25 protein-coding genes and 1 tRNA gene are annotated in these 22,704 nt (G+C 69.6%); 15 read left to right on the forward strand and 11 right to left on the reverse strand.

The window, feature by feature from the left end:
• Positions 1 to 361: 361 nt before the first annotated feature.
• From ACQPX6_RS19940 to ACQPX6_RS19950, 3 genes are read left to right on the forward strand one after another with little or no spacing between them, the layout of a single operon-like run.
• Entirely contained in the window at positions 362 to 610 is a 249-nt protein-coding gene (locus ACQPX6_RS19940) for a hypothetical protein (RefSeq protein WP_433782172.1), read from the forward strand.
• Positions 607 to 828 (forward strand): hypothetical protein, encoded by a 222-nt coding sequence (locus ACQPX6_RS19945; RefSeq protein WP_433782173.1) that lies wholly within the window; start codon positions 607 to 609, stop codon positions 826 to 828. Before ACQPX6_RS19940 ends, ACQPX6_RS19945 begins: the two co-directional genes overlap by 4 nt.
• A gap of 48 nt (positions 829 to 876) precedes the next feature.
• The gene (locus ACQPX6_RS19950; protein WP_433782174.1) at positions 877 to 1,395 is read left to right on the forward strand and encodes a tyrosine-type recombinase/integrase; all 519 of its coding nucleotides are present in this window, start codon (positions 877 to 879) and stop codon (positions 1,393 to 1,395) included.
• Positions 1,396 to 1,604: 209 nt separating this feature from the next.
• Here ACQPX6_RS19950 and ACQPX6_RS19955 read toward each other — a convergent pair whose 3' ends face one another.
• Positions 1,605 to 1,940 (reverse strand): hypothetical protein, encoded by a 336-nt coding sequence (locus tag ACQPX6_RS19955; protein ID WP_433782175.1) that lies wholly within the window; start codon positions 1,938 to 1,940, stop codon positions 1,605 to 1,607.
• 131 nt (positions 1,941 to 2,071) lie between these two features.
• Here ACQPX6_RS19955 and ACQPX6_RS19960 point away from each other — a divergent pair, with 131 nt between their 5' ends.
• Both ACQPX6_RS19960 and ACQPX6_RS19965 read left to right on the forward strand, forming a co-directional pair.
• The gene (locus ACQPX6_RS19960) at positions 2,072 to 2,200 is read left to right on the forward strand and encodes a hypothetical protein (protein WP_433782176.1); all 129 of its coding nucleotides are present in this window, start codon (positions 2,072 to 2,074) and stop codon (positions 2,198 to 2,200) included.
• 256 nt (positions 2,201 to 2,456) lie between these two features.
• Positions 2,457 to 5,273 (forward strand): NACHT domain-containing protein, encoded by a 2,817-nt coding sequence (locus ACQPX6_RS19965; protein WP_433782177.1) that lies wholly within the window; start codon positions 2,457 to 2,459, stop codon positions 5,271 to 5,273.
• 621 nt (positions 5,274 to 5,894) lie between these two features.
• On the opposite strand, the gene ACQPX6_RS19970 is transcribed toward ACQPX6_RS19965, so the two are convergent.
• Together ACQPX6_RS19970 and ACQPX6_RS19975 are read right to left on the reverse strand one after the other, a co-directional pair.
• Positions 5,895 to 6,065 carry a hypothetical protein gene (locus ACQPX6_RS19970; RefSeq protein WP_433782178.1) on the reverse strand — a complete coding sequence of 57 codons (171 nt, stop codon included), beginning with the start codon at positions 6,063 to 6,065 and terminating at the stop codon, positions 5,895 to 5,897.
• A 275-nt stretch (positions 6,066 to 6,340) separates the two neighbouring features.
• Complete coding sequence (locus ACQPX6_RS19975) at positions 6,341 to 6,646, reverse strand: hypothetical protein (protein ID WP_433782179.1); 306 nt, start codon at positions 6,644 to 6,646, stop codon at positions 6,341 to 6,343.
• Positions 6,647 to 6,699: 53 nt separating this feature from the next.
• Between ACQPX6_RS19975 and ACQPX6_RS19980 the strand changes: the two genes are divergently transcribed.
• The 3 genes from ACQPX6_RS19980 to ACQPX6_RS19990 all read left to right on the forward strand — a co-directional run bounded on the left by ACQPX6_RS19980 (position 6,700) and on the right by ACQPX6_RS19990 (position 9,131).
• Complete coding sequence (locus ACQPX6_RS19980; RefSeq protein WP_433782180.1) at positions 6,700 to 7,314, forward strand: hypothetical protein; 615 nt, start codon at positions 6,700 to 6,702, stop codon at positions 7,312 to 7,314.
• Positions 7,315 to 7,353: 39 nt separating this feature from the next.
• On the forward strand, positions 7,354 to 7,602 hold the full coding sequence (locus ACQPX6_RS19985; protein WP_433782181.1) for a hypothetical protein: 249 nt from the start codon (positions 7,354 to 7,356) through the stop codon (positions 7,600 to 7,602).
• A gap of 252 nt (positions 7,603 to 7,854) precedes the next feature.
• A protein-coding gene (locus tag ACQPX6_RS19990) for an IS3 family transposase (protein ID WP_433782182.1) occupies positions 7,855 to 9,131 on the forward strand; the annotation gives its coding sequence in 2 pieces (ribosomal slippage) (positions 7,855 to 8,143 and positions 8,143 to 9,131; 1,278 coding nt in all).
• 215 nt (positions 9,132 to 9,346) lie between these two features.
• On the opposite strand, the gene ACQPX6_RS19995 is transcribed toward ACQPX6_RS19990, so the two are convergent.
• The 5 genes from ACQPX6_RS19995 to ACQPX6_RS20015 all read right to left on the reverse strand — a co-directional run bounded on the left by ACQPX6_RS19995 (position 9,347) and on the right by ACQPX6_RS20015 (position 12,331).
• Positions 9,347 to 10,519 (reverse strand): IS30 family transposase, encoded by a 1,173-nt coding sequence (locus ACQPX6_RS19995; RefSeq protein ID WP_433782183.1) that lies wholly within the window; start codon positions 10,517 to 10,519, stop codon positions 9,347 to 9,349.
• An 82-nt stretch (positions 10,520 to 10,601) separates the two neighbouring features.
• Entirely contained in the window at positions 10,602 to 10,862 is a 261-nt protein-coding gene (locus tag ACQPX6_RS20000; RefSeq protein WP_433788306.1) for a hypothetical protein, read from the reverse strand.
• Between the two features lie 323 nt (positions 10,863 to 11,185).
• Positions 11,186 to 11,257 (reverse strand) — tRNA-Val (locus ACQPX6_RS20005).
• 91 nt (positions 11,258 to 11,348) lie between these two features.
• Entirely contained in the window at positions 11,349 to 11,813 is a 465-nt protein-coding gene (locus ACQPX6_RS20010; protein WP_433782184.1) for a peroxiredoxin, read from the reverse strand.
• A gap of 80 nt (positions 11,814 to 11,893) precedes the next feature.
• Positions 11,894 to 12,331 (reverse strand): DUF3052 domain-containing protein, encoded by a 438-nt coding sequence (locus ACQPX6_RS20015; protein ID WP_433782185.1) that lies wholly within the window; start codon positions 12,329 to 12,331, stop codon positions 11,894 to 11,896.
• A gap of 294 nt (positions 12,332 to 12,625) precedes the next feature.
• Between ACQPX6_RS20015 and aceE the strand changes: the two genes are divergently transcribed.
• The gene (gene aceE, locus ACQPX6_RS20020) at positions 12,626 to 15,406 is read left to right on the forward strand and encodes a pyruvate dehydrogenase (acetyl-transferring), homodimeric type (protein WP_433782186.1); all 2,781 of its coding nucleotides are present in this window, start codon (positions 12,626 to 12,628) and stop codon (positions 15,404 to 15,406) included.
• A 200-nt stretch (positions 15,407 to 15,606) separates the two neighbouring features.
• The gene (locus ACQPX6_RS20025; protein WP_018331418.1) at positions 15,607 to 15,810 is read left to right on the forward strand and encodes a cold-shock protein; all 204 of its coding nucleotides are present in this window, start codon (positions 15,607 to 15,609) and stop codon (positions 15,808 to 15,810) included.
• 85 nt (positions 15,811 to 15,895) lie between these two features.
• On the opposite strand, the gene ACQPX6_RS20030 is transcribed toward ACQPX6_RS20025, so the two are convergent.
• Positions 15,896 to 16,555, reverse strand: a complete 660-nt coding sequence (locus ACQPX6_RS20030; RefSeq protein ID WP_433782187.1) for a pirin family protein — start codon at positions 16,553 to 16,555, stop codon at positions 15,896 to 15,898.
• Between the two features lie 18 nt (positions 16,556 to 16,573).
• On the opposite strand from ACQPX6_RS20030, the gene ACQPX6_RS20035 reads away from it, so the two are divergent.
• The 5 genes from ACQPX6_RS20035 to ACQPX6_RS20055 all read left to right on the forward strand — a co-directional run bounded on the left by ACQPX6_RS20035 (position 16,574) and on the right by ACQPX6_RS20055 (position 21,410).
• Complete coding sequence (locus ACQPX6_RS20035) at positions 16,574 to 17,785, forward strand: PucR family transcriptional regulator (protein ID WP_433782188.1); 1,212 nt, start codon at positions 16,574 to 16,576, stop codon at positions 17,783 to 17,785.
• Positions 17,786 to 17,926: 141 nt separating this feature from the next.
• Positions 17,927 to 18,859, forward strand: coding sequence for an ACP S-malonyltransferase (locus ACQPX6_RS20040; RefSeq protein WP_433782189.1), 933 nt, complete (start codon positions 17,927 to 17,929; stop codon positions 18,857 to 18,859).
• On the forward strand, positions 18,856 to 19,836 hold the full coding sequence (locus ACQPX6_RS20045) for a beta-ketoacyl-ACP synthase III (RefSeq protein WP_433782190.1): 981 nt from the start codon (positions 18,856 to 18,858) through the stop codon (positions 19,834 to 19,836). The genes ACQPX6_RS20040 and ACQPX6_RS20045 overlap by 4 nt, the downstream gene beginning before the upstream one ends.
• A 64-nt stretch (positions 19,837 to 19,900) precedes the next feature.
• Positions 19,901 to 20,143, forward strand: coding sequence for an acyl carrier protein (locus ACQPX6_RS20050; RefSeq protein ID WP_116710334.1), 243 nt, complete (start codon positions 19,901 to 19,903; stop codon positions 20,141 to 20,143).
• A 10-nt stretch (positions 20,144 to 20,153) separates the two neighbouring features.
• Positions 20,154 to 21,410, forward strand: a complete 1,257-nt coding sequence (locus ACQPX6_RS20055) for a beta-ketoacyl-[acyl-carrier-protein] synthase family protein (RefSeq protein WP_433782191.1) — start codon at positions 20,154 to 20,156, stop codon at positions 21,408 to 21,410.
• A gap of 119 nt (positions 21,411 to 21,529) precedes the next feature.
• Here ACQPX6_RS20055 and ACQPX6_RS20060 read toward each other — a convergent pair whose 3' ends face one another.
• Both ACQPX6_RS20060 and ACQPX6_RS20065 read right to left on the reverse strand, forming a co-directional pair.
• Complete coding sequence (locus ACQPX6_RS20060; RefSeq protein WP_433782192.1) at positions 21,530 to 22,147, reverse strand: hypothetical protein; 618 nt, start codon at positions 22,145 to 22,147, stop codon at positions 21,530 to 21,532.
• Positions 22,148 to 22,197: 50 nt separating this feature from the next.
• Positions 22,198 to 22,689: a DUF3145 domain-containing protein gene (locus ACQPX6_RS20065; RefSeq protein ID WP_433782193.1), complete on the reverse strand. Its 492-nt coding sequence runs from the start codon at positions 22,687 to 22,689 to the stop codon at positions 22,198 to 22,200.
• Positions 22,690 to 22,704 lie beyond the last annotated feature (15 nt).

The following is a 22,704-nucleotide window of genomic DNA, read 5'->3' on the forward strand; positions in this document are numbered from 1 at the left end:
AAACGATGACCGCCAGCCTTGCTGAGCGGCGTCGTCCAATGACACGAGAAGCGCTCGGGGTCTCCCTCGGCGGCACGGGCTCTGCCCTGCCGGGCCGTTCGTGCGGGTGGAAGAGCCCCTGCCGTCGATGTCTGGCGGGGGTGCTGCCTGGCGGCTCTTGCAGCCGTGCGGGCGGTCTGGCAGCCCTCGGGCGCGTCGTCGTGGGTGAGACCCCGCCCGGACCACCACTCCCCCGCACCGGCAATCGAACTCGTGGGCGGCCACGGGCCCGGTCCGCTGGCTCGACCCGGCCACCGGTAAGCGGCGCTCCCAGTCGGACAACTTCGCCACCGCTGACAAGGCCCTCGCGTGGATCGAGCGCATGAAGGGCGACGCCGCCGGCGGAGTCGACCCCGAAGCGGCGAACCACACTCTCGCGACCTACGGCACGGCCAACATGCGCCTGGTCCTGCGCGGCCTGGAGGCCAAGACCACCGACCCGTACCTCGCTGGCTGGCGTCAGCGTGTGGTTCCGTCCCTCGGCCACCTCGCCATCCGCATGATCACCTACGGCGCGGTCGATCGTGCCGTCTTCGGGTCGATCGGTGACGGGCGAGCCGCACGACGGTGAAGAACAGCCTCGCCGTGCTCGTCCGGGTCATGGAGCAGGGGGTCCGCGACGGGATCATCGACAGGAACCCGGCGCGGATCACCAGCTGGCAGGACGAGTACCGGCGCGTGGAGGACGAACTCGACGATCCGCGGTCGCTGGCCCTCGCTGACTGGCACACGCTGGCCCGCCTCGCCGACGCGCTCGTGGAGCGATCTCACGGCCGATTCGCCGGCTGAGGCCAGGTCGTCAGGTTCGCCGGAGCGACCGCGGCCAACATTGGTGAGGTGTCCGGCTGCCGGGCCCACGACATCGACACGACCACATGGACCTGGAACGTCCGCCGCCAAACCACCCCCTCCCCCGGCGGCCTCGTGGACAAGGCCACCAAGGGAAAGCGAGCCCGGGTCGTCCCGCTGATCGAGGAAGTCCGGCCCATGGTCGCCGAGCTCGTCGCCCGGTCCTCGCTCACCGACGGCCGGCTGTTCGTCGGCCCGCGTGGCGGGCGCATCAGCACCGCCGTCCTACGCGATGCCACGCACTGGGACGAGATCGTGGAGTCGATCGGGCTCGGCTACCTGCGCCGCCACGACCTCCGGCACACCGGGCTTACCTGGATGGCCGACGCCGGGGTTCCGGTCCACATCCTCCGCAAGATCGCTGGGCACGGCTCGCTGTCCACGACGCAGCGCTACCTGCACCCGAACCACGACGCCATCCTCGGCGCCTCGCCGACGCGCTGTGACACCTGCATGGACACCGCTGGCCCCGACTCCGCCGCCACCGATGTGCCAGCACGGACATGACGCTGCCCGAGCTGTTCGTACCGTGACGGTAATCCGTCGGATGCCGCTCCACGAGCTGCCCGGAGGACGGCTCACCTCCATGCGTCAGGCGTATCCGTCGAACACGACGGCCTGCCCGGCTGGCTTTCCTGGGCGGGCCGGGTCGAGGGGAATCGCCCGTAGCTGGATGTCGACCGATGGCAGCGCCAGCGGCCAGACCAGGCCAAAGGTCACGGTGCCACCAGGGGGCACGGCACGAGCGGGCGGGAACGGTGTGGCGTCGTGGCGATGTCGACGACAGGCTGCGTCTGGACTCGCTGCACGCCGATCCCGATGTTGATGGACTCGCTGGGGTTCGCGTAGCGGCTCGTGTCGTTGATCAAGGTCACGTCGCAGCGGACGAACCGTTGTCCGGTCTCCTCGCCTGCGGCGCTGCCTGACGGGTCGTAGGGCACCGGTTCAGCGGTCTGGACACGCCAGTCGTTCGACAGGGCGACAGCGGTGCCCATCGGCGAGCGCAGCGGGGCAGGCTCCGCGGCCGCGCCAGGGATGGGTTGCACCGGCACGGGAACAGCACCACCTGATGTTCCGCCGCACCCGGCAATCAGCAGCCCTGCCAGGAGGGCTGGGACGAGGGCTGTGACTCTCACGTTGGTCAAGGTCGCGGGCGTCTCTCGCGACGTTACCGGCCTCGAGCGTGGCGTCCTCCATCTACGCGCGGTTCGGCCAGGACGAGACCGACCTGGCCGTCACCGGCCTCACCAAGACCGTCCAAGCCTACGACCTGGGGCCTGAGCACATGAGCGGCAAGCCACCGGCCGAGTGAGGCTTGCGCGGCGAGGGTCACGACCGGAGTTCGTTCAAGTCCTACTCTCCAACCATGCACCTGGCTGGGAGCGCGAGCCCGTCAAGAGACTCCAGCCGACAGAGGGACCCCCGAGGGCAGGCAACTGGCGGGCGCATCTACTGCAACCCCGAAATTGTCCGGCCACTTTGATCGGACAAATGGTCAACGCCTCAACCACAAATCTAGCCGTCCCTTGACTCAACGCCGAGTTCATTGACCCGAATCAGGGGAGACGATGTCCGTCAATCCGAATGCTCGTACCGAACTCCTCGTCAACCTGGCGGGCGCAACTGTCAAATCGGTTGCGAAGATCTTCTTGGGCCCGGCAGGCGAAGCGGTTGAGAAGTTCTCCGACATATTCCAGAATTCTACTAACGACTACTTCGCGAGGCGCGAGGCCGGACGAGTACTCGAACAATGCGTTGACATCGTCGCCCAAGACCTAGTCGAGAATGTTCTCATCAATACGTCTCTACCCGAGAATGAGGCTACGGCAGCGATTCTATCCGCCGAGGAGGTATGGAAGGGTGCCGCGATTACGCTTGAGCCAATAGTAGCGCACGACTTCGACAGCGAGAGCCTTTTTCGATCTCTGGGTCCGGCAAGCGACTTAGCCAAGAAGGAAACTCTGCTGAGTGCAGGCGGCGCGGCACTGCTTGACAATCTCCTGCGGGCAACCTGCGGACAAGCCGTCGAGCTTTCCAGCGCGCTGCCATCGGCCAGCCATGAGACAGCTCGAGAGATTCTCCGGCGGCAGACAAAAATACTTTCGGAGCTCCGTACGGCAATAGCCAGACTCCCTCAAGCCGGAGGCGATAGGCGAGATTGGACTAAGACCTACCGAGGACTTGTTGTGAGCAAGCTAGACCACATGGAACTGTTCGGAGCTAAGCTGTCAAACATTCACAAGCGCTATCCGCTCGAAGTCGCGTACGTAAGCCTAAGCACATCCGTTACAATCGCAGCTGATCGACGTGCTGAGCAAGTAAGTTTCGTTCAGTCTGTCGATGTGGAGCAAGGGCTGTCGAAAGGGAACGCCAGCCTTCTTGTGGGCGACGCTGGCTCCGGCAAGACGACTATCCTACGTTGGCTGGCTGTAACGTGTGCGCGTCGCGCCTTCGTTGGCCCTCTGTCGGAATGGAATGAACTAGTACCATTCTATGTACCGCTGAGGCTCTACCCCTCCGGGGAGCTGCCTGACGTCGAAAGTCTGACGGAACATATTAGTAAGAGCGTCTATTCGAAGGGCGCCGATCACCCGTCTGTGCGCGAACTCTTGATGAGTGGCCGGGCACTTGTCCTGCTCGATGGCCTCGACGAGCTCCTGCCAGGCCCACCTAGGCGTCGAGCACTTGATTGGGTTCGAACTGAGCTTCTTGAGCAATTCTCTGATGCTAGATTCGTGCTGACCTCGCGGCCCTCAGGCCTGACTGACGAGCGAGGCTTCAAGGATTTCGAACGCCTCAACATTGATGTCATGATACGCCCGAATATCGAGCAGTTCGTACGGCAATGGCATCGAGCGATTAGTCATCAGGCGCATGGAAAGGAACTAGATGGCCTCATTGAAGACGAGCGCGCTGTTACCGCGGCCCTAGGCGCCGACCGGCACTTACGACTGCTTGCCTCAAATCCTCTAATGGCCGCGATGCTATGCGCGCTAAATCGGGAACTTCATCGGGAACTACCACGAGAGCGTATCGAGGTATACGCTCGCGGCGTCGACATGCTCCTTGGGGCCCGTGATGCAGAGCGTGACCTCAAGACGCATGACTCCTTGGGGCGGCGTCAGAAATTAGTCCTTCTGCAGCAGTTCGCATTCTGGTTGTTTCGGCAGGGTCAAACTAACTGTAGTACCAAACGGGCCGCACGTTTCGTTGAGCGCCAGCTTCCTCAGATGTCCGCCTCGGCGGCGTCGGGCATCGACGTTCTTCGCAATCTGATCGATCGCTCAGGGCTTCTAAGAGAACCCGTTGAGGGTCAAGTTGACTTCGTTCACAGGACTTTTCAAGACTACTTAGCCAGCGTAGCTGCAATCAGTAGTGACGAGATTGGCCTACTACTCAGACATTCGGACGACGAGCGCTGGCGGGAGCTGATTATTCTCGGTGCAGGAAGCGCACGGGAGGACGAGTGCAATGAACTCGTAGGTGGACTCCTTAAGAAAGCCGTTTCGTCGAAGAATCTCCGCCTGAAGGTTCTCGCCATCGGCACTCTACAGAACGCGACCGTATTGGACGCTCGCCTGCGAACGAGGATCGAGGAGATGGCCCGCGGCCTCCTCCCGCCGCCGAGCTACAAGGTTGCCGAGTCACTTGCGTTCCTTGGCGACTTGATTGTTGATACAATACGTGTTCGTCGTCCGACCAATACCTCAACCGCACGTGCGACCTTGCGACTCCTCTCTCTGGTGGGGACAGACGAGGCCTTTAATTTGATTCGAGAGCTTGCTCACTCCGACTTCGACTTGAACGAGGAGCTGATTCGAGGCTGGCGGCACTTCGATCATCAAAATTACGCAACCGAGGTCATCAGACACTGCCACAACGGCACCTCTGCAGTAATCGACGATCCGCGACTTCTTCCCTATGTCAACGAGCTTGGCACGGTCGAGTATCTGAACGTCTCAGTGTCCAATGGTTCTGACATAGCTAAGATGTCCAGTCTTCCGCCCTCAGTCACCCACCTATCTATAGCATCAACGTCGAACGCCATAATCCCCCTGAAGGGCTTGACGGGTCCGCTCAAAGAACTCACTCTGAGCATGTACGGCGCCACCGACTTAGCACCCCTTGCGACACTAACCTCCATACGGCGATTGATACTCCGGCCGAGGGAAGCGTGGCTTCAGTTCTCGCTGTACAGTCTTCCCCCTCTGCCGGAACTCGATGAGCTGGAATTTGACACAACGCGAGGAGTAGTGGTCGACTTGAATCGGAGGTCAGATCGACCACTTACAATCATTCTTCCGCAAAATTCGAATGTGATCCGCACCCTCAAGAATCCTGGCGTATCACTCCAAACCAGAACGTCCCAACCGGAACCCTCGTGACTGAAAGCGGGTGCTCCACCCGCGACGAGCGCACTCCTGCTCGACGGTCTCGCGGAGAGTCTCGAGGGCAGTGAGCGCCTCGCCGAGCTGCGGAGTCGAAGTCCGCGCGTTCGAGCACGATTTGACGCTCTCGCTCCGTGACGGGCTCGCCGTTGACCTCGGGTAGGTGCTCGCGCCACGCGAGGGTGCGACGCCAGCCTAAGCATCTGGAGGTCACGCCGTCCCACGTCACCGGCACCCCGATCCGTGTACCTCGGCAGGCCTTCATCGCCCTTCGACAAGCAGCGACTGCCCGCGAGGCCGAGCAGGGACGGCGGGGAGGAGCTGGACGCGCGAAGGCACGCCGACGGCTCAGGCCGGCGAGCTCGACGAAGCACGCTCGTGTTGGCTCGCGCACACCGCGGTACCCGCGCCGCCACCGAACGCGCGAAGCCCAAGCCCGCCGACCAGCCGCCCGTCCGCCAACGACGTCCCGCCCGAACCGGCGGTGACCGCGCACGAGTGGCTTGCAGCGCACCGCCAGGCCATCTTGGACGAGGAGACCACCGCGTATGACCGATGCCGACGAGACCTCAGCGGCTATAGAGCGGGCGAACCGGGCCCTCGCCGAATGCCGACGAGCTATCTGAGTGGCAGGCGCGGGACGACACCGATGACCACGCCGACGAGACGGGCACTGACAAGAGCGCCGAGCACGACGACGTCCGCGACCGGTTCGTGGTCGAGGACCTCGCCGGCCTCGGACTGCCGCCGGTCGTCCTGATCGTGGTCCTCGGCGTCACTGTATGGCACGAGTCAGACCGGCCGGTGCTCCGTCCGGCCTGTAGATCGACTACCTCCACGACCCGAAATCCATACAAGTCGGCGCTTCAGTCCAACTCGGTACCATCGCCCGGATGAGCGAGCTCATGCCGCAGTCGGAGGCGACCGACGGACAACCCGTCACTGACCTGGAGCGATTCGAGGGGATGTTGCTCGGGCAGCTGGCCAGGGCTGGCCTGCCGACTGGCGGTGTCCTGGTCGACATCGAAGATCGACAGCTAGCGCTCACGACGATGGCGAGCGGTCTAAGGCATCTGCCGGTCGAGGAGCGCGGCCGGTCGTTCTACGTCAGCAAGATGTTCGCGGCGGCTGCGGCCGGGCTGTTCGATGCCGCGCTGAACTACCTTTGGAACGAGACGGTCGGCGAGCTGCGTCTCCGCATCACTGGGTTCGACCTGGCGTACTTCTTCGACATCGCCGTGACCTCCCCTGAGCGGCGAAAGCACCTGAACACGGCGGACGACCTCAAGAAGATCGACGACATCGACCTGCTGAAGGCCGCCCACCAGATCGGCTTGCTGTCCGACATCGGGCACCACCAGCTGGACCACATACGCCACTACGCCACATGCGGAACTTCGCGAGTGCTGCGCACCCCAACCAGGTGCAGATCACCGGCCTCCAGCTGGCGACGTGGTTGGAGACGTGCGTCAAAGAGGTCATCACACAGCCGCTCGACACGATCACGACGGGCATCGGGCAGCTACTCGGGAACATCAAGAAGGCGAAGCTGGACCCGGCCGACGCGCGGGGCGCCACGGCGTTCTTCGGGAACCTCTCGGACGACCGCGCGGATGCACTGGCGGCCGGGCTGTTCGGCCTCTACATGGACCCGAGCCAGGTGCCGCACGTGGACGACAACGTGCGGACGTTGTGGCCGAGCATCTGGGTCCACACCACCGAGGACGCACGACACGGCTTCGGCGTGAAGTACGGCAGGTTTCGAGCCAGCGCCGACACGGACCGAGCCCATGCCGCTCGCGAGCTGATCGACCTCGTGTCCGGTAGCGCGTACATTCCTGAGGCGGATCGGGCGATCGAGATCGACGCCGTGCTCGACGATTTGATCGCCGCGCACCGCGGGTTCAACAACTTCCACCTGGAGCCTGCACCTGCTCGTGCCCTGGAGGCCCTGGTCGGCCAGCACGGTGACGTGCCGCAGGCAGTGGGAACCAAGTACGTCGCCGTGCTGGTGGAGGTCTATCTCGGTAATCCGTAGGGCTACAGCCGGGCGGCACAGCCGAGCTACACCGCGCTCGTGGCGTTGTTCAACCCTGACCAGGCGTCTCTGGCGCTGCGGTCGTTCACCGACATCACCATCTCGTCGAGCCTGGGGTCCGAGGTCGGGCAGGGCCAGTGGGCCGAGCTGTTGGACCTGCTGGAGTCGAAGCTGACGCGGCCGGTTGACCGGGAGCTACTGGCGGCGATCCGTGGCTTCAGCGGTAGACCAGATCAGCTCCGGGGTGACTCGCGGATCAAGGCGGTCGTGGCCCGCGCCGCGGCTTGAGCGCGGTCCACTTCACGTACATGCGGGACCGGGGCGAGATCACGGCCGTTCAAGACCCACGTCGCTACGGAGCTAGGGGTGTCTCGCCAGTTGCGGCCATGGCAACCGCGGTAAAGCCGATGACTCTCTGAGGCGCCGGTCTCGACAAGATGTCGTATCGGCGCCGAACAAGGGACCGCCAACCCGCAACAGCGCGGACCTCTGAACCGCCCCGGCGTGTCCGGAGACCTGATCGTCTGAGGAGATCTGGTCATGACACGTCGGTCCCAGCCGCCCTATCCGCCGGAGTTGCGGGAGCGGGCGGTGCGCATGGTCGCCGAGGTTCGGGCGGACTACGAGTCGCCGTGGGCGGCGATGAACGCGGTCGCCGAGAAGCTCGGGGTGGGCACCGGGGAGACGGTGCGCAAGTGGGTCCGTCAGGCTGAGATCGACGGTGGTGTGCGCCCAGGCGCGACGAGCGAGGAGTCTGACGAGCTCAAGCGGCTGCGCCGGGAGAACGCCGAGCTCAAGCGGGCCAACGACATCCTGAAGGCGGCCTCGGCTTTCTTCGCGGCCGAGATCGACCGGCCACCGCGACGCTCGTGAAGTTCATTGACGAGCACGCCGCCCGCAGCAGTGCGGGCCGGCGGTGGGGCGTCGAGTCGATCTGCACCGTGCTCGGCGAGCTCGGTGTGTCCATCGCCCCGTCCACCTACTACGAGGCCCGCAAGGCTCTTGCGGCCGAGCCCACCGCCCAGGCATGTCGCGACGAGCAGCTGAGCGTCGAGGTGGCCCGGGTGCACGCCGAGAACTACGGCGTCTATGGCGCCCGCAAGGTCTGGGCCCAGCTCAACCGCGAGGACATCCCGGTCGCCCGCTGCACCGTGGAGCGGCTGATGCGCGCCCAGGGCCTGGCCGGAGTCCGCCGCGGCCGCCGGATCCGCACCACCATCCCCGGCGATCAAGCCCGAGCCCGCGACCTGGTGGGCCGGCGCTTCAACCCGGCCGCACCGGACCGGTTGTGGGTCGCGGACTTCACCTACGTCCCGACCTGGTCCGGGATGGTCTACGTCGCCTTCGTCCTCGACGCCTACTCCCGGCGCATCCTCGGCTGGCGCGCCGCCACCACGATGCGCACCAGCCTCGTGCTCGACGCCCTCGAGCAAGCCGTCTGGACCCGCCGGCAGGAAGGCATCACCGAGCTCGGAGGCCTGGTGCACCACTCCGACGCCGGCTCCCAGTACACCTCGATCGCCTTCACCGAACGCCTCGCCGAGGCCGGTGCCGCACCCTCGGTCGGCTCGGTCGGCGACGCCTACGACAACGCGCTGGCCGAGTCCACCATCGGACTGTTCAAGACCGAGCTGATCAAGCCGCGGGCGCCCTGGCGCACCGTCGAGCAAGTCGAGATCGCCACCCTCGAGTACGTCGACTGGTTCAACCACCGCCGACTACACAGCACCGCCGGCGACATCCCACCCGTCGAGCTCGAGCACGCCCACTACCGTCAACACCACGCCCAACCCGAGCCCGAGCACTCAATCCCATAGCTCTCCGGACACGCCGGGGCGGTTCACTCCAAGAAGTGGAGATCTTCATGCCTCAGGCCTGCGCGCGCCGCAGTAGCCGCGCGGACTGGCTTGCCCTGCTCGATGGGCGGAACGGCGTCCATCGCCGAGACGGCTGTCAACAACGGCTGAATCTGGACCCCCTGACGACGCGTGGGTTCCAGGGCAGATTCTGATGATCGTCGCAACGTTGCTGTTCAGGAGCCTGCCAGAGCCGCGGTGAAGGCGGCGGCAGGGCTGGCCCATCCGAGGCGCTTTCGGGGCCGGCCGTTGAGCCGGTCCTCGATCCGGGCCAGGGACGCCGGGTCGTGGACGTTCAGGTCGGTGCGCTTGGGCAGGTACTGGCGCAGCAACCCGTTGGCGTTCTCGTTGCTGCCCCGCAGCCACGGGCTGGCCGGGTAGGCGAAGAAGACGCCATCACTGAAGAACGGCGCGATACGGTCGTGGCGGGCCATCTCGCTGCCCTGATCCCAGGTCAGCGTCCGCCGCGCCGACTCGGGAAGCGCCTCGAGGACCGGGGTGATTGCCGCGCACAGCCGCTCTGGGCTGTGCCCGTCGGGCAGGGCGACGAGCCGCACCAGCCCGGTCCGGCGCTCGACGAGCGTGCCGACCGCGGATTGCCCGCCTCGGCCGATGATCAGATCGCCCTCCCAGTCACCGAGCCGGCCACGGCCCTCGACTTCGGGTGGGCGTTGGTCGATCAGTTTCGACGGGATCACGTAGCGCACCCGGCGCCGATCGGGACGACGACGTCGCTTGCGCAGCGGTCTCCCGGTGCGCAGCCGCTTGGTCAACGTGCGGCTCAGCCCGCCACGTCCACCGTGATAGAGCGCCTGATAGATCGTCTCGTGGCAGACGTGCCAGGCCGTGAGCAGCGGGAAGGTGGCCCGCAGCCAGCCGGCGATCTGCTCCGGGCTCCACTCCAGCTCGAGCTTGCCCTGGACCGCCGCCCGCAGCTCGGGGTCGGTGCTCAGCCTCGTCCGTCGGGGCCGTCGTGCTCGTTCCCGGGCGCGGGCGTGGGCGAGGTCGGCGTCGTAGTCGCGGTCGTGGACGAGGCGGTTGCGGCGTAGCTCGCGGCTGACCGTGGAGGCGTCACGTCCAATGCGGCGGGCGATCTCGCGGACTCCGAGCTTCTGGCTCCGCAAGGTGGCGATCCGGCGGCGTTCCAGCGCTGAGAGGTACCGGTTCGACCGGGCGGTCTCGGCGAGCTCGAGTGGTACCAGCCCACCGCGCTCAGCTCGCCATCGGTACCCGGTCTTGCGGGTGATCCCGACCGCCCGGCACGCCTCAACGGTGCCCACCCCGGCAGCCAGCAGCTCCCAGTACCGCGCTTCCACATCCAGCTGACGCTTCGGCCCTCGCCGACCCATGCACACCCCAGTTGATCTATCAGGAGTGTTGCGACAAGCCCTGGAACCCACGCGTCGCCAGAGGGTCAGCTTTCAGGCGTCGTCAGCACGGGCGACAGCGATGGGGACGGCAGCGTTGATCGCACTGGTGCTCGACCTGCGTGCGGTGATCGACCGCAGATCGGCCGCGCCGGCAGTGCGCACGGCATCGCCGAAGCTCGGCGTAGAAGGAGTCCAGGACCTCGCCGCGGACACGGCCGACCTGCTGATTGCCGAGCAGCGGGGCGATGTGGTTCCGGACGAGCCCCTCGTAGCCCTGACGCGTGGAGGGTTCGACGCGGGCGATCTCCAGGTAGCGCTCCATGAGCTGAGCGACAGTCGCCGACGTCCGCGGCTGGCGTCCCGCGTCGAGCTCGGCTAGTAGCTTCGTGCGGACCTTCTCCGCCTGGGCGGCCGCTCTCGGGCCGGCGGGGACGACCTCCTCGAGGCGGTGCCGCTTCTTCGTGACCGGGTCGATCCCGGCGTGGATCCGCACCCGGAAGGCCCCGCTCGGCAGCTTCTCGATCTCACCCCGCCGCCGGCGCGAGCCTGGTGTTGACCCCACACGAGGCAGGCTAGGAGAGCACTCGCCCCACGACCAGCCCCACGAGCTCCGATCGGAGGCAACAAACAAGCCTCTGACCTGGGTGGGCGCGGCAGGATTCGAACCTGCGACCGACGGCTTGTAAGGCCGTTGCTCTTCCGCTGAGCTACGCGCCCGGGCCCGGAGCGAACGGGGACTTCGCCCGCATTCGAAGCAGCATCCAATACTGCACGCCGATAGGGCGTTCGCTCCGGGTACCGCGGAGATTCAGGCGGCCAGGTCCTCGAGGGCGTCGCGCCAGCCCTGCTGGTCGCGGGCGTCGCCGGGGCCGTTGCGCTCGAGGAACTGCACGACGCCGTCCTTGTCGATCAGGAACGTGCCGCGGAACGCGAAGCCGAGGTCCGAGCTGAAGACGCCGTAGCTCTCGGACACGGCACCGTGGGGCCAGAAGTCGCTGAGCAGCGGGAACTCGTAGCCCTCCTGGTCCGCCCAGACCTTGAGCGACCAGGTGGTGTCGCACGAGATGCCGAGGATCTGGACCTTGTCGTTCTGGAAGGACGAGAGGTCGTCGCGCACCGAGCAGAGCTCGCCGGTGCAGATGCCGGAGAACGCGAACGGGTAGAACACCAGCAGGACGGCCTTGTCGCCCTTGAAGTCGCTGAGCGAGACCTCCTGGCCGTCCTGGTTCTTGAGGGTGAAGCCGGGGGCCGGTGAGCCCACCTCGACGGTCATGGCGACCTGTCTCCTGTTCGTCCGGGTGTCCAAACCCGGCCAGCCTAGCGAGCAGGACGCCGTGCGTGACCGCCCGTTCGTCAGCGGCGACGCTGCGCGGATGCCTTGGGGGCGACGAGGCGGGTGCCGACCCAGCCCTCGGAGAGGCTGACGTTCGAGGTCTGCGAGAGCCCGGCGGTGGGGGCCGCCTCGGCGATGTCGGAGGGCTCGACGTGCCCGTCGTTGCCGGTCTTCGGGGTGAGCACCCAGAGGACGCCGCTCTCGGTCAGTGGCGAGCGCGCGTCCATGAGGGTGTCGACGAGATCGCCGTCCCCGTCGCGCCACCACAGGAGCACGACGTCGACGACCTCCTGGGCGTCCTCGTCGAGCAGGTCCTCGCCACTGCGGTCCTCGATGGCGGACCGGACCTCCTCGTCGATATCGGAGTCCCAGCCCAGCTCCTGCACGATCATCCCCGGCTCGACGCCGAGCTTGCCGGCGAGATCGGACTTGTCCGAGTCTCCCGTGGCCGCGACCACGCCCGTTCCCCCTCCTCGGTGCGGGGCTCCGCGTCTCGCGTCACCCGTACGAAGCGCTCAGCGAACACGGCCATCGTACGGAGCGCAACCAGCCACGCGGGAGACGGAGCAGCGAGCGCGCTCCGGCTACCGCCCGGTAGACGTGACGGGACGGGTGCCGCCGACGACGATGGGGCGGCGACCCCCGGGACGACCGGGCAGAATCGGTTCCGAACCCGGCCGTCGACCCGCGATCCGGGACGCGGCCGGCACCGTCGGACAACCGTCGGACCACCAGCGACGAGGAGTTGGATCGTGACCACCCACAAGGGCGCCGGGGCGGACACCGGGCGGGTCCACATCATCCGGGACGGTCTGTCCTCGCACCTGCCGGACATCGACCCCGACGAGACGTCGGAGTGGATCGAGTCGTTCGACGCGATGCTCGACGGGCAGGGCGAGCAGCGGGCGCGCTACATCATGTTGCAGCTGCTCCAGCGCGCCCGCGAGCGTCGCGTCTCGGTGCCCTCGCTGTACTCCACCGACTACGTCAACACCATCCCCACCGACCAGGAGCCCTGGTTCCCCGGCGACGAGGACACCGAGCGGCGCTACCGGGCGTGGATCCGATGGAACGCGGCGGCGATGGTGCACCGCGCGCAGCGCCCCGGCGTCGGCGTCGGTGGGCACATCTCCACGTACGCCTCGGCGGCCTCTCTCTACGAAGTCGGCTTCAACTGGTTCTTCCGCGGCAAGGACCACCCCGGCGGCGGCGACCACGTCTACATCCAGGGCCACGCCTCCCCCGGCATCTACGCACGCGCGTTCCTCGAGGGCCGCCTCGGCGCCCAGCACCTCGACGGCTTCCGCCAGGAGCTCTCGCACGCCGGCCCGGGCGGCGGGCTGCCCTCGTACCCGCACCCGCGCCTCATGCCGTGGTTCTGGGAGCACCCGACCGTCTCGATGGGCCTCGGCCCCATCAACGCGATCTACCAGGCCCGGTTCGACCGCTACCTGCACAACCGCGGGATGAAGGACACGAGCCAGCAGCACACCTGGGCCTTCCTGGGCGACGGCGAGATGGACGAGCCCGAGTCGCGGGGCGCGATCCACGTGGCCGGCCTCGAGGGCCTCGACAACCTGACGTTCGTCATCAACTGCAACCTGCAGCGCCTCGACGGGCCGGTGCACGGCAACGGCAAGGTCATCCAGGAGCTGGAGTCGTTCTTCCGCGGCGCCGGCTGGAACGTCGTCAAGGTCGTCTGGGGCCGCGAATGGGACCGGCTGCTCCACGCCGACCGCGACGGCGCCCTGATCAACCTGATGAACACCACGCCCGACGGCGACTTCCAGACCTACAAGGCCAACGACGGCGCCTACGTCCGGGAGCACTTCTTCGGGCGCGACCCGCGGACGAAGGAGCTGGTCAGGGACCTGACCGACTCCGACGTCTGGAACCTCAAGCGCGGCGCACACGACTACCGCAAGGTCTACGCCGCCTACCAGTCCGCGATGGAGCACCAGGGCCGCCCGACCGTCATCCTGGCGAAGTCGATCAAGGGCTACACGCTGGGCCCGACGTTCGAGGGCCGCAACGCGACCCACCAGATGAAGAAGCTGACCCTCGACGACCTCAAGACGTTCCGCGACGAGGTCCGGGTGCCGATCAGCGACGCCGAGCTCGAGCGCGACCCCTACCTGCCGCCGTACTACCACCCGGGCGCCGACGCCCCGGAGATCGAGTACATGCTCGACCGCCGCCGCCAGCTCGGCGGGCCGCTGCCCGAGCGCCGCGCCCGCAACAAGCCCCTGGTCCTGCCCGGCGACAAGGTCTACGACGTCGTCAAGCGCGGCTCGGGCAAGCAGGAGATCGCCACGACGATGGCGTTCGTCCGTCTGGTCAAGGAGCTCACGCGCGACCAGGAGATCGGCAAGCGCGTCGTCCCGATCATCCCGGACGAGGCGCGGACCTTCGGGATGGACTCGTTCTTCTCGAACCTCAAGATCTACAACCCGCAGGGCCAGCTCTACACCTCGGTCGACCACGACCAGCTGCTGGCCTACCGCGAGTCGGAGTCGGGCCAGCTGCTGCACGAGGGCATCAACGAGGCGGGCTCGGTGGCCTCGTTCACCGCGGTCGGCACGTCGTACGCCACCCACGCCGAGCCGATGATCCCGATCTACATCTTCTACTCGATGTTCGGGTTCCAGCGCACCGGCGACGGCATCTGGGCCGCGGCCGACCAGATGGCGCGCGGCTTCCTGCTCGGCGCCACCGCGGGGCGCACGACGCTGGTCGGCGAGGGCCTGCAGCACAACGACGGCCACTCGGTCCTGCTCGCGGCCACCAACCCCGGCATCGTCTGCTACGACCCGTCGTACGCCTACGAGATCGGGCACATCGTGCGCGACGGCCTGACCCGCATGTACGGCGAGCCGGACCCGCACCGCGACCCGAACGTCTCGTACTACCTGACCGTCTACAACGAGCCCTACCGCCAGCCCAAGGAGCCCGACGACCTCGACGTCGACGGGCTGCTGCGCGGGCTCTACCGCTACGCGCAGGCCCCCGGCGGCCCGGGCCCGCGGGCGCAGATCCTCGTCTCCGGGGTGGCGATGCCGTGGGCCCTGGAGGCCCAGCGGATGCTCGCCGAGGAGTGGGGCGTGCAGGCCGACGTGTGGTCGGCGACGTCGTGGACCGAGCTGCGCCGCGACGGCGTCGAGTGCGACGAGCACAACCACGCGCACCCGGGCGCCGACCCGCGCACCCCGTACGTCACCCAGGCCCTCGCCGACGCGGCCGGCCCCGTGCTGGCGGTGTCGGACTGGATGAAGGCGGTGCCCGACCTGATCCGCAAGTGGGTGCCCGGCGATTACACCGTCCTCGGCACCGACGGCTTCGGCCTGTCGGACACCCGCCCCGCGGTGCGCCGCCACTTCGGGGTCGACGCGGAGAACATCGTCGTCGGGGTCCTGGCCGCCCTCGCCCGACGCGGGGAGGTCGGGCAGGACACCGTGGTCCGCGCCGCCGAGCAGTACCGGATCGACGACCCGCAGGCCGCGGGCCCGCAGACCTCGGACTCGGGGGTCGCGTAGGTCCGGCGGACGTCCCGCGACGAATCCGGATTCGGGTCTGGTGAGGCACCCCGTCCTTCCGGATAGGCTGTGCCCGTCACGTCGCCCGGACGTCCCCGGACGATCCGACGGCGTGACTCCGACCTCCGGGGCCACGGCCCCTGCGGCGGATCTGAAGGTCGGGGCGGACACGCCTCGTGACATCGGTATGAGGAGCAGGAATGGCAGAAGGCACCGTCAAGTGGTTCAACAGCGAGAAGGGCTTCGGCTTCCTCGCTCCCGACGGTGGTGGCGCTGACGTGTTCGTCCACTACTCGGCGATCCAGTCCCGCGGGTTCCGCACCCTGGACGAGGGTCAGCGCGTCTCGTTCGACGTCGAGCAGGGCCAGAAGGGCCTGCAGGCCGTTCAGGTCACGCCGCTGTAGGCAGACCCAGCGGAAGCACATCGCACGGAAGATCGGGGGCGGTGCGTCGGGAGACGCGCCGCCCCCGACGTGTGTCCGGGCCCCGTCAGGCGGTCGTGACGACCACGAGCTCGGCGCCGTCGGGGCCCGCGTCCAGGACCACCGGACCGGCGCCCTCGATCTCGATGCTGTCGCCGGCACCGACCGCCGCCAACGCCCCGCGGGCCACGTGGACGTGCCGGTACGCCCCGTCGGCGGGGCTCCACGACTCCCCCGCGCCCAGGCGCGCGACGGTCACCGTCACCCCGGGGCGGCGCAGCGCGAGCACGAAGGGGCCGGCGGCGAGGTCGGGGCGGTGGTGGGTCAGGGCGGGCTCCCCCGGCGGCGGGTCCTCCATCCCGGGCGTGACCCAGACCTGCACCAGGTGCGCGGGGCCGTCCTCGGTGGCGCGCTCGTCGTGGTGCCAGCCGGTGCCCGCGGCGAGGTGCTGCAGGGTGCCGGCGGGGACGCGGATCTCCGCGCCGTCGGGCCCGGTGTGCACCATCGTCCCGTCCACCACCCACGCCAGGATCTCGACGTCCCGGTGCTCGTGGGCGCCGTAGGCGACGCCGGCAACGAGCTCGTCGTCGTTGTGCGCGACGAGGGCGCCGAACGAGGTGCGCTCCGGGTCGTAGTGGGCGCCGAAGGACAGGCCGTGGCGCGAGGTCACGCCGTCGCCGGCGCTGACGGGGCGGTCGGTGCGCAGCAGGGGTCGCACGGTCGGCATCCGTGCCATGCTCCCGGAATGACCAGCGCCGCGGCCGTGGGGCCCGCGGACTCCGCCGGTCGGCGCGGTCCCGGCCGGGTCCGGGCGACCACGCTGCGGCGCCTGGAGCGGGCGTCGGGGGACGTCGCGGCGGCGGGGGTGGCGGCGATGGCCGAGCGGCTGCCGTGGTTCACCCGCCTCACCGCCGAGCAGCGCTCCGGGGTCCTGCTGGTCACGCAGACCGGGGCCGCCAACTTCGTCTCCTGGTTGCGCGACCCCGAGGCCACCCCGCGCCTGACCGCCGAGGCGTTCCGCAGCGCCCCGCAGGACCTCGCCCGGCGCGTGACCCTGCGCCAGACCGTCGAGCTGGTGCGCATCGCGATCGCCGTGTTCGAGGAGAGCATCCCGCCGCTGGGCGCCGACGAGGCCGAGCGCGGCGCCCTGGAGCACGCGGTGCTGCGCTTCGGGCGCGAGGTCGCCTTCTCGGCGGCGACGGTCTACGCCAGCGCCGCCGAGGCCCGCGGCGCGTGGGACGCCCGGCTCGAGGCGCTCGTGGTGGACGCGGTCGTCCGCGGCGAGGCCGAGGAGACGCTGCTCTCGCGGGCCTCGGCGCTGGGCTGGGACACGACGGCCGAGGCGACGGTGCTGGTGGGCGACCCGCCCGCCGAGGAGCCGCCCGACCCCCTGCACGCGGTGCGCCGCGTCGCCCACCGCGCCGGGGCCACCGTGCTGCTCGGGACCCACGGCGCGCGCGTCGTCATGATCGCCGGGCCGGGCGCCCCGCTGGACGAGCTGTCGGCGTCGTTCGGGCCGGGCGCCGTCGTCTCCGGGCCCACGGTCTCCGGCCTGACCGACGCCCACCGCAGCGCCACCCGCGCGCTGGCCGGGCACCGGGCGGTGCGCGCGTGGCCCGGCGCCCCGCGTCCCGTCACCGCCGACGCCCTGCTGCCCGAGCGGGTCCTCGACGGCGACGCCGAGGCCGTCGGGCAGCTGCGCCGCGAGGTCGCCGCCCCCTTGCGGGAGGCCGGCGCCGAGCTCGCCGCCACCGTCGAGTGCTACCTCGACGTCGCCGGCGTGCTCGAGGCCGCGGCGCGCCGGCTCTTCGTCCACCCCAACACCGTGCGGTACCGGCTGCGGCGGGTGGCCGAGGTCACCGGCCTGCACCCCGGCGACGCGCGCGGGGCGCTGGCGCTGCGACTGGCGCTCAGCCTCGACCGGCTCCACGACGACGTGGGCCCCGCACGCCCCTGACCAGCCACGATGCGACGTCGGCGCCGGGCGGACGGCAGGTGTGTGACGGGCGGCATTGTGGGAACTCCACAACGGTGACGGACCCGAGTTCGTCGTCCCGATGCCTTCGGCCCGCCGTCGCGCCGTGATGAGGTGGCACCCGTGATCGCGATCCTCGCCCCCGGCCAGGGCGCCCAGAAGCCGGGCATGCTCGCCCCGTGGCTCGACCGTCCCGAGGCCCGCGGGCGGCTCGAGGCGTTCTCCGACGCCGCCGGGCTCGACCTGGTCCACCTCGGCACCGACGCGGACGCCGACGCCATCGCCGACACCGCGGTGACCCAGCCGCTGCTCGTCGCGTCGGCGCTCCTGGCGTGGGACCAGCTGCGGCTCGAGGTCACGGTGCCCGACGACGCGCTGGTCGCCGGCCACTCCGTCGGCGAGCTCGCCGCGGCCGCGATCGCCGAGGTCATCGACGCCGAGCAGGCCGTGGCCCTGGCCGCCGTGCGCGGCCGCGAGATGGCCGCAGCCTGCGCCCTGGAGCCCACCACGATGGCGGCGGTGCTCGGGGGCGACGCCGACGCGGTGCTCGCCCGCCTCGCCGAGCTCGACATCGAGCCCGCCAACCGCAACGGCTCCGGCCAGGTCGTCGCCGCCGGGCGCACCGAGGCCGTCGACGAACTGGTCGCGAACCCGCCCGAGGGCGCGCGCGTGCGGGCCCTGTCGGTCGCGGGCGCGTTCCACACCCGCTTCATGGAGCCCGCCGAGAAGGCGCTGGCCACCTGGGTCGGCGAGCACCGCGACGAGCTCGCGCCCGCCGCCCCGTCGCACCCCCTGCTCCAGAACGCCGATGGCGCCGTGGTGGGCGACGGCGGCGAGTTCCTCGACCGCCTCGTCGCCCAGGTGACGCGCTCGGTGCGGTGGGACGCCTGTATGGAGACGATGGGCGAGCGCGGCGTCGACACCGTCATCGAGCTGACGCCCGCGGGCACGCTCACCGGCATGGTCAAGCGGGCGCTCAAGGGCACCGCGACCCACAACGTCAACACCCCGGACGACCTGCAGAAGGTCGCCGGGGCGATCGGGGGCGGCGCGTGAGGCTCCAGCTCACCGGCCAGGTCGCGGGCGCCCGCATCCTCGGGCTCGGCAGCATGCAGCCCGACCGGGTCGTCACGAACCAGGATCTCGAGAAGATCGTCGAGACCGACGACAAGTGGATCCAGAGCCGCGTCGGCATCGTCGAGCGCCGCTTCGCCTCCGCCGACGAGTCGGTGGTGTCGATGGGCGTCGAGGCCGGGTCGAAGGCGTTGGCCGACGCGGGTCTCGCCCCCACCGACCTCGACGCGGTCATCGTCGCGACCTGCACGATGCAGAAGCCCATCCCCAACGCCGCCGCGCAGACCGCCGACCGCATCGGCGTCAACGGCATCGGCGCGATGGACCTCAACACCGCGTGCGCCGGGTTCTGCTACGGCACCGGCCTGGCCGGCGACATGATCCGGTCGGGCACCGCGAAGCACGTCCTGGTGATCGGCTCGGAGAAGCTGTCCGACTGGCTCGACATGAAGGACCGCTCGACCTGCATCATCTTCGCCGACGGGGCGGGTGCGGCCGTGATCGGTCCGGCGGCCACCGAGGAGGAGGTCGGCGTCGGCCCCGTGATCTGGGGCGCGGCGGGCGACATGGTCGCCACCATCGGCATCGACGAGACCGACGCGCTGCGCCAGGAGGGCCAGGCGGTGTTCCGCTGGGCCACCACGAAGATCGCGCCGGTGGCCCTGCGCGCCGTGGAGGCCGCCGGCCTGCAGCCCTCGGACATCGACGTGCTCGTCCCCCACCAGGCCAACCTGCGCATCGTCGAGGCGATCGCGAAGAAGATCCGCCAGGTGGGCGGGCGCGACGACCTGCGCGTCGCCGACGACATCCAGTACTCCGGCAACACCTCGTCGGCCTCGATCCCCATGGCCATCGACCACATGCGCGGCGCCGGGCGCGTGCGCTCCGGCGACGTCGCCCTGCTGGTCGGCTTCGGCGCCGGCCTGTCGTACGCCGCACAGGTCGTGGTCCTGCCCTGATCTGCCCTACGGTGCGCAGCCGCGTACCGCGAGAGACCCACCCGAAGGACGAGAGAGGGAGCACGTGGCGACCAACGAAGAGATCCTGCCCGACCTGGCGAGCATCGTGGAGGAGGTCGCGGGCGTCGACGCCGCGGAGGTCACCTCCGAGAAGTCGTTCGTCGACGACCTCGACATCGACTCCCTGTCCATGGTGGAGATCGCCGTGCAGGCCGAGGACAAGTTCGGCGTCAAGATCCCCGACGACGAGCTCGCGAAGCTCACCACCGTCCAGGACGCCGTCGACTACATCTCGAACCACTCCTGAGGGGCGACACGTGAGCAGCACCGGCCAGGGGGTCGTCGTCACCGGTATGGGCGCGACGACCCCGCTCGGCGGCGACGTGGCGACCACCTGGGACGGCCTCCTGGCCGGTCGCAGCGGCGTCTCGAAGCTGGAGAAGGACTGGGTCGACACCTTCGAGCTGCCGGTGAAGATCGCCGCGCAGCTCGCGGAGGAGCCCGACCTCAAGCGCGTCGAGGCCCGCCGCCTCGACCGCAGCGAGCAGACCGCGATCGTCGCGGCCCGCGAGGCGTGGGCGCACGCCGACCTCGGCGACTACCCGTCCACCGAGGACGGCTCGCCCAAGGTCGACGGGCTGCGCCTCGCCGTCATCATCGGCACCGGCATCGGCGGAGCGCTGACCCTGCTGGGCCAGGACGACATCCTCGAGCAGCAGGGGCTGCGCAAGGTCGCGGTCCTGACGATCCCGATGCTCATGCCGAACGGCCCGGCCGCGCACGTGGGCCTGGAGTTCGGCGCGGCCGCCGGCGTGCACGCGCCGGTGTCGGCCTGCGCGTCCGGGGCCGAGGCGCTCGCCTGGGGCTGGCGGATGCTCATGGCCGACGAGGTCGACGTCGTCGTCGCCGGCGGCACCGAGGCGTGCATCGCGCCGATCACGCTGGCCGGCTTCAGCCAGGCCCGCACCATGGCCCTGCGCAACGACGAGCCCGAGCGCGCCTCCCGCCCGTTCGACACCGGCCGCAACGGCTTCGTGCTCGGCGAGGGCGCGGGCATGGTGGTGCTCGAGCGCGAGGAGTTCGCGAAGGGCCGGGGCGCCACGGTGCACGGTCGGCTCGCGGGCATCGGCACCAGCGCCGACGCGTACCACATCACCGCCCCCGACCCCGAGGGCACGGGACAGTCCCGGGCCATCGCGGCGGCCCTGCGCACGGCGGGTCTCGACCCCGCCGACGTGGGCCACGTGAACTGCCACGCGACGGCGACCAACGTCGGCGACGTGGCCGAGACCGTGGCGGTCAAGAAGGCGATCGGCGAGCACCCGGTGCTCACCGCGCCCAAGGGCTCGCTGGGCCACCTCCTGGGCGCCGCGGGCGCGGTGGAGGCGATCGCGACGATCCTGTCGGTGCGCGAGGGCCTGATCCCGCCCACCGCGAACCTCGAGGAGCTCGACCCCGACGTCACCCTCGACGTCGTGGCCGGCGAGGCCCGCAAGATGTCGCTGGACGCCGCGATCAGCGACTCCTTCGGCTTCGGCGGGCACAACGTGTGCCTGGCGTTCACCCCCGCCTGACCATCTCCCGAGCTGGCGCCTTTCCTGGCACCCAGTGCCAGCGTGGGGGCCACGCTGGCGTTCAACACCAGGAAAGGCCCCAGCTCGCGGCTCGCACCTCGCCGGCCCGGAACCGAGAACTAGCAGGGCGTGCGGAGCTGGCTCCCGGGCCTCGGGTCCACGAGGCGGGGCTCGTCGCCGTCCTGCGCGAGGACGGCGCTGACCTGCCAACACAGGCGGGGTACGCGCACGTCCGGGGGCGCCGCCGCCGGGTCCTGGGTGGTCACGTAGCCCAGGGGCACCACCAGCTCGCCGCCGGCCACCGGGTCGATCCGCCGGACCACCACCGAGCCGACGCGCTGCGTGCGCGCCGCCTCGGTGAAGGCCGTCGGGTCGATCCGGGCGCCGGGTGCGAGCGTGGCGCGGTAGGCCGCGAGGTCGCCGGTGTTGCGGGCGTCGACCCAGCGCTGGAGGAGATCGCGCACGGCCCCGGAGCGGGGGTGTGCCGCAGCGGACGCCGAGAGCGTGACCGCGGGCGTGCCCGCGGAGCCGTCGGCCGGCAGCTCGGCGCCCACGAGCACGGGCCCGGTGTCGCCCACCGACGCCCGCCCGATGGTCGCGGCGCGCTCGCCCAGCAGGGCGCCCGCGACCACGAGCAGCACGAGGACGACCCCGAGCGCGACGGGCACGAGGACCCCGGGACGCAGCCGGTCGCGCAGGGCGCCGTCGCGCACGCCGTCACGAAGCCGACCGAGCATGCCGTCCAGCGTGCCAGCCCTCCCCGACGTCGCCCCGAGCGTGGGGCCGGTCAGCCGACCTGGTGCAGCCGCGCCACCGGCGCGCCGTCACCGGCGAAGCGGAACTCCTCGAGCGCCGCGTCCCAGCGGGTGCCGAGCAGGTCGTCGAGGCGCCGCGTCACCGCCTCGCGGGTGGACGCGCCGGCGAGCGCGGCGCGCACCTGGTCCTCGCCGAGGACGATGTCGCCGTTCGCGCTGGTGCGCCCGTGCCACAGCCCGAGGCCCGGGACGTGGCTGAAGCGCTCGCCGTCGGTGCCCGGCGAGGGGTCCTCGGTGACCTCGAAGCGCACCATCCCCCAGGCGCGCAGCGCCGTCGCCACACGCGCCGCCGTGCCCGCGGGCCCGGCCCACGTGCACTCGGCACGCACAGTTCCCGGTGCCGCGCCCTGCGCGGACCAGTCCAGTACGACACGGGCGTCCAGGACGCCCGCGATCGCCCACTCGACGTGCGGGCTGACCGCAGACGGCGACGAGTGGACGTAGATCACGCCACGGGTGCTCACTGCTGACCTCCGGCT

The organism is Actinomycetospora sp. CA-101289, assembly GCF_050955895.1.
Classification (GTDB): domain Bacteria; phylum Actinomycetota; class Actinomycetes; order Mycobacteriales; family Pseudonocardiaceae; genus Actinomycetospora.

Bases quoted from the DNA above. Each gene is read 5' to 3' on its own strand.
- ACQPX6_RS20035 (WP_433782188.1), top strand. From the start codon at position 16,574: ATGACCAGCGCCGCGGCCGTGGGGCCCGCGGACTCCGCCGGTCGGCGC.
- ACQPX6_RS19965 (WP_433782177.1), top strand. From the start codon at position 2,457: ATGTCCGTCAATCCGAATGCTCGTACCGAACTCCTCGTCAACCTGGCG.
- ACQPX6_RS20030 (WP_433782187.1), bottom strand. From the start codon at position 16,555: ATGCCGACCGTGCGACCCCTGCTGCGCACCGACCGCCCCGTCAGCGCC.
- ACQPX6_RS20010 (WP_433782184.1), bottom strand. From the start codon at position 11,813: ATGACCGTCGAGGTGGGCTCACCGGCCCCCGGCTTCACCCTCAAGAAC.
- ACQPX6_RS20060 (WP_433782192.1), bottom strand. From the start codon at position 22,147: ATGCTCGGTCGGCTTCGTGACGGCGTGCGCGACGGCGCCCTGCGCGAC.
- ACQPX6_RS19995 (WP_433782183.1), bottom strand. From the start codon at position 10,519: ATGGGTCGGCGAGGGCCGAAGCGTCAGCTGGATGTGGAAGCGCGGTAC.
- ACQPX6_RS20025 (WP_018331418.1), top strand. From the start codon at position 15,607: ATGGCAGAAGGCACCGTCAAGTGGTTCAACAGCGAGAAGGGCTTCGGC.
- ACQPX6_RS20000 (WP_433788306.1), bottom strand. From the start codon at position 10,862: ATGGAGCGCTACCTGGAGATCGCCCGCGTCGAACCCTCCACGCGTCAG.
- ACQPX6_RS19940 (WP_433782172.1), top strand. From the start codon at position 362: ATGAAGGGCGACGCCGCCGGCGGAGTCGACCCCGAAGCGGCGAACCAC.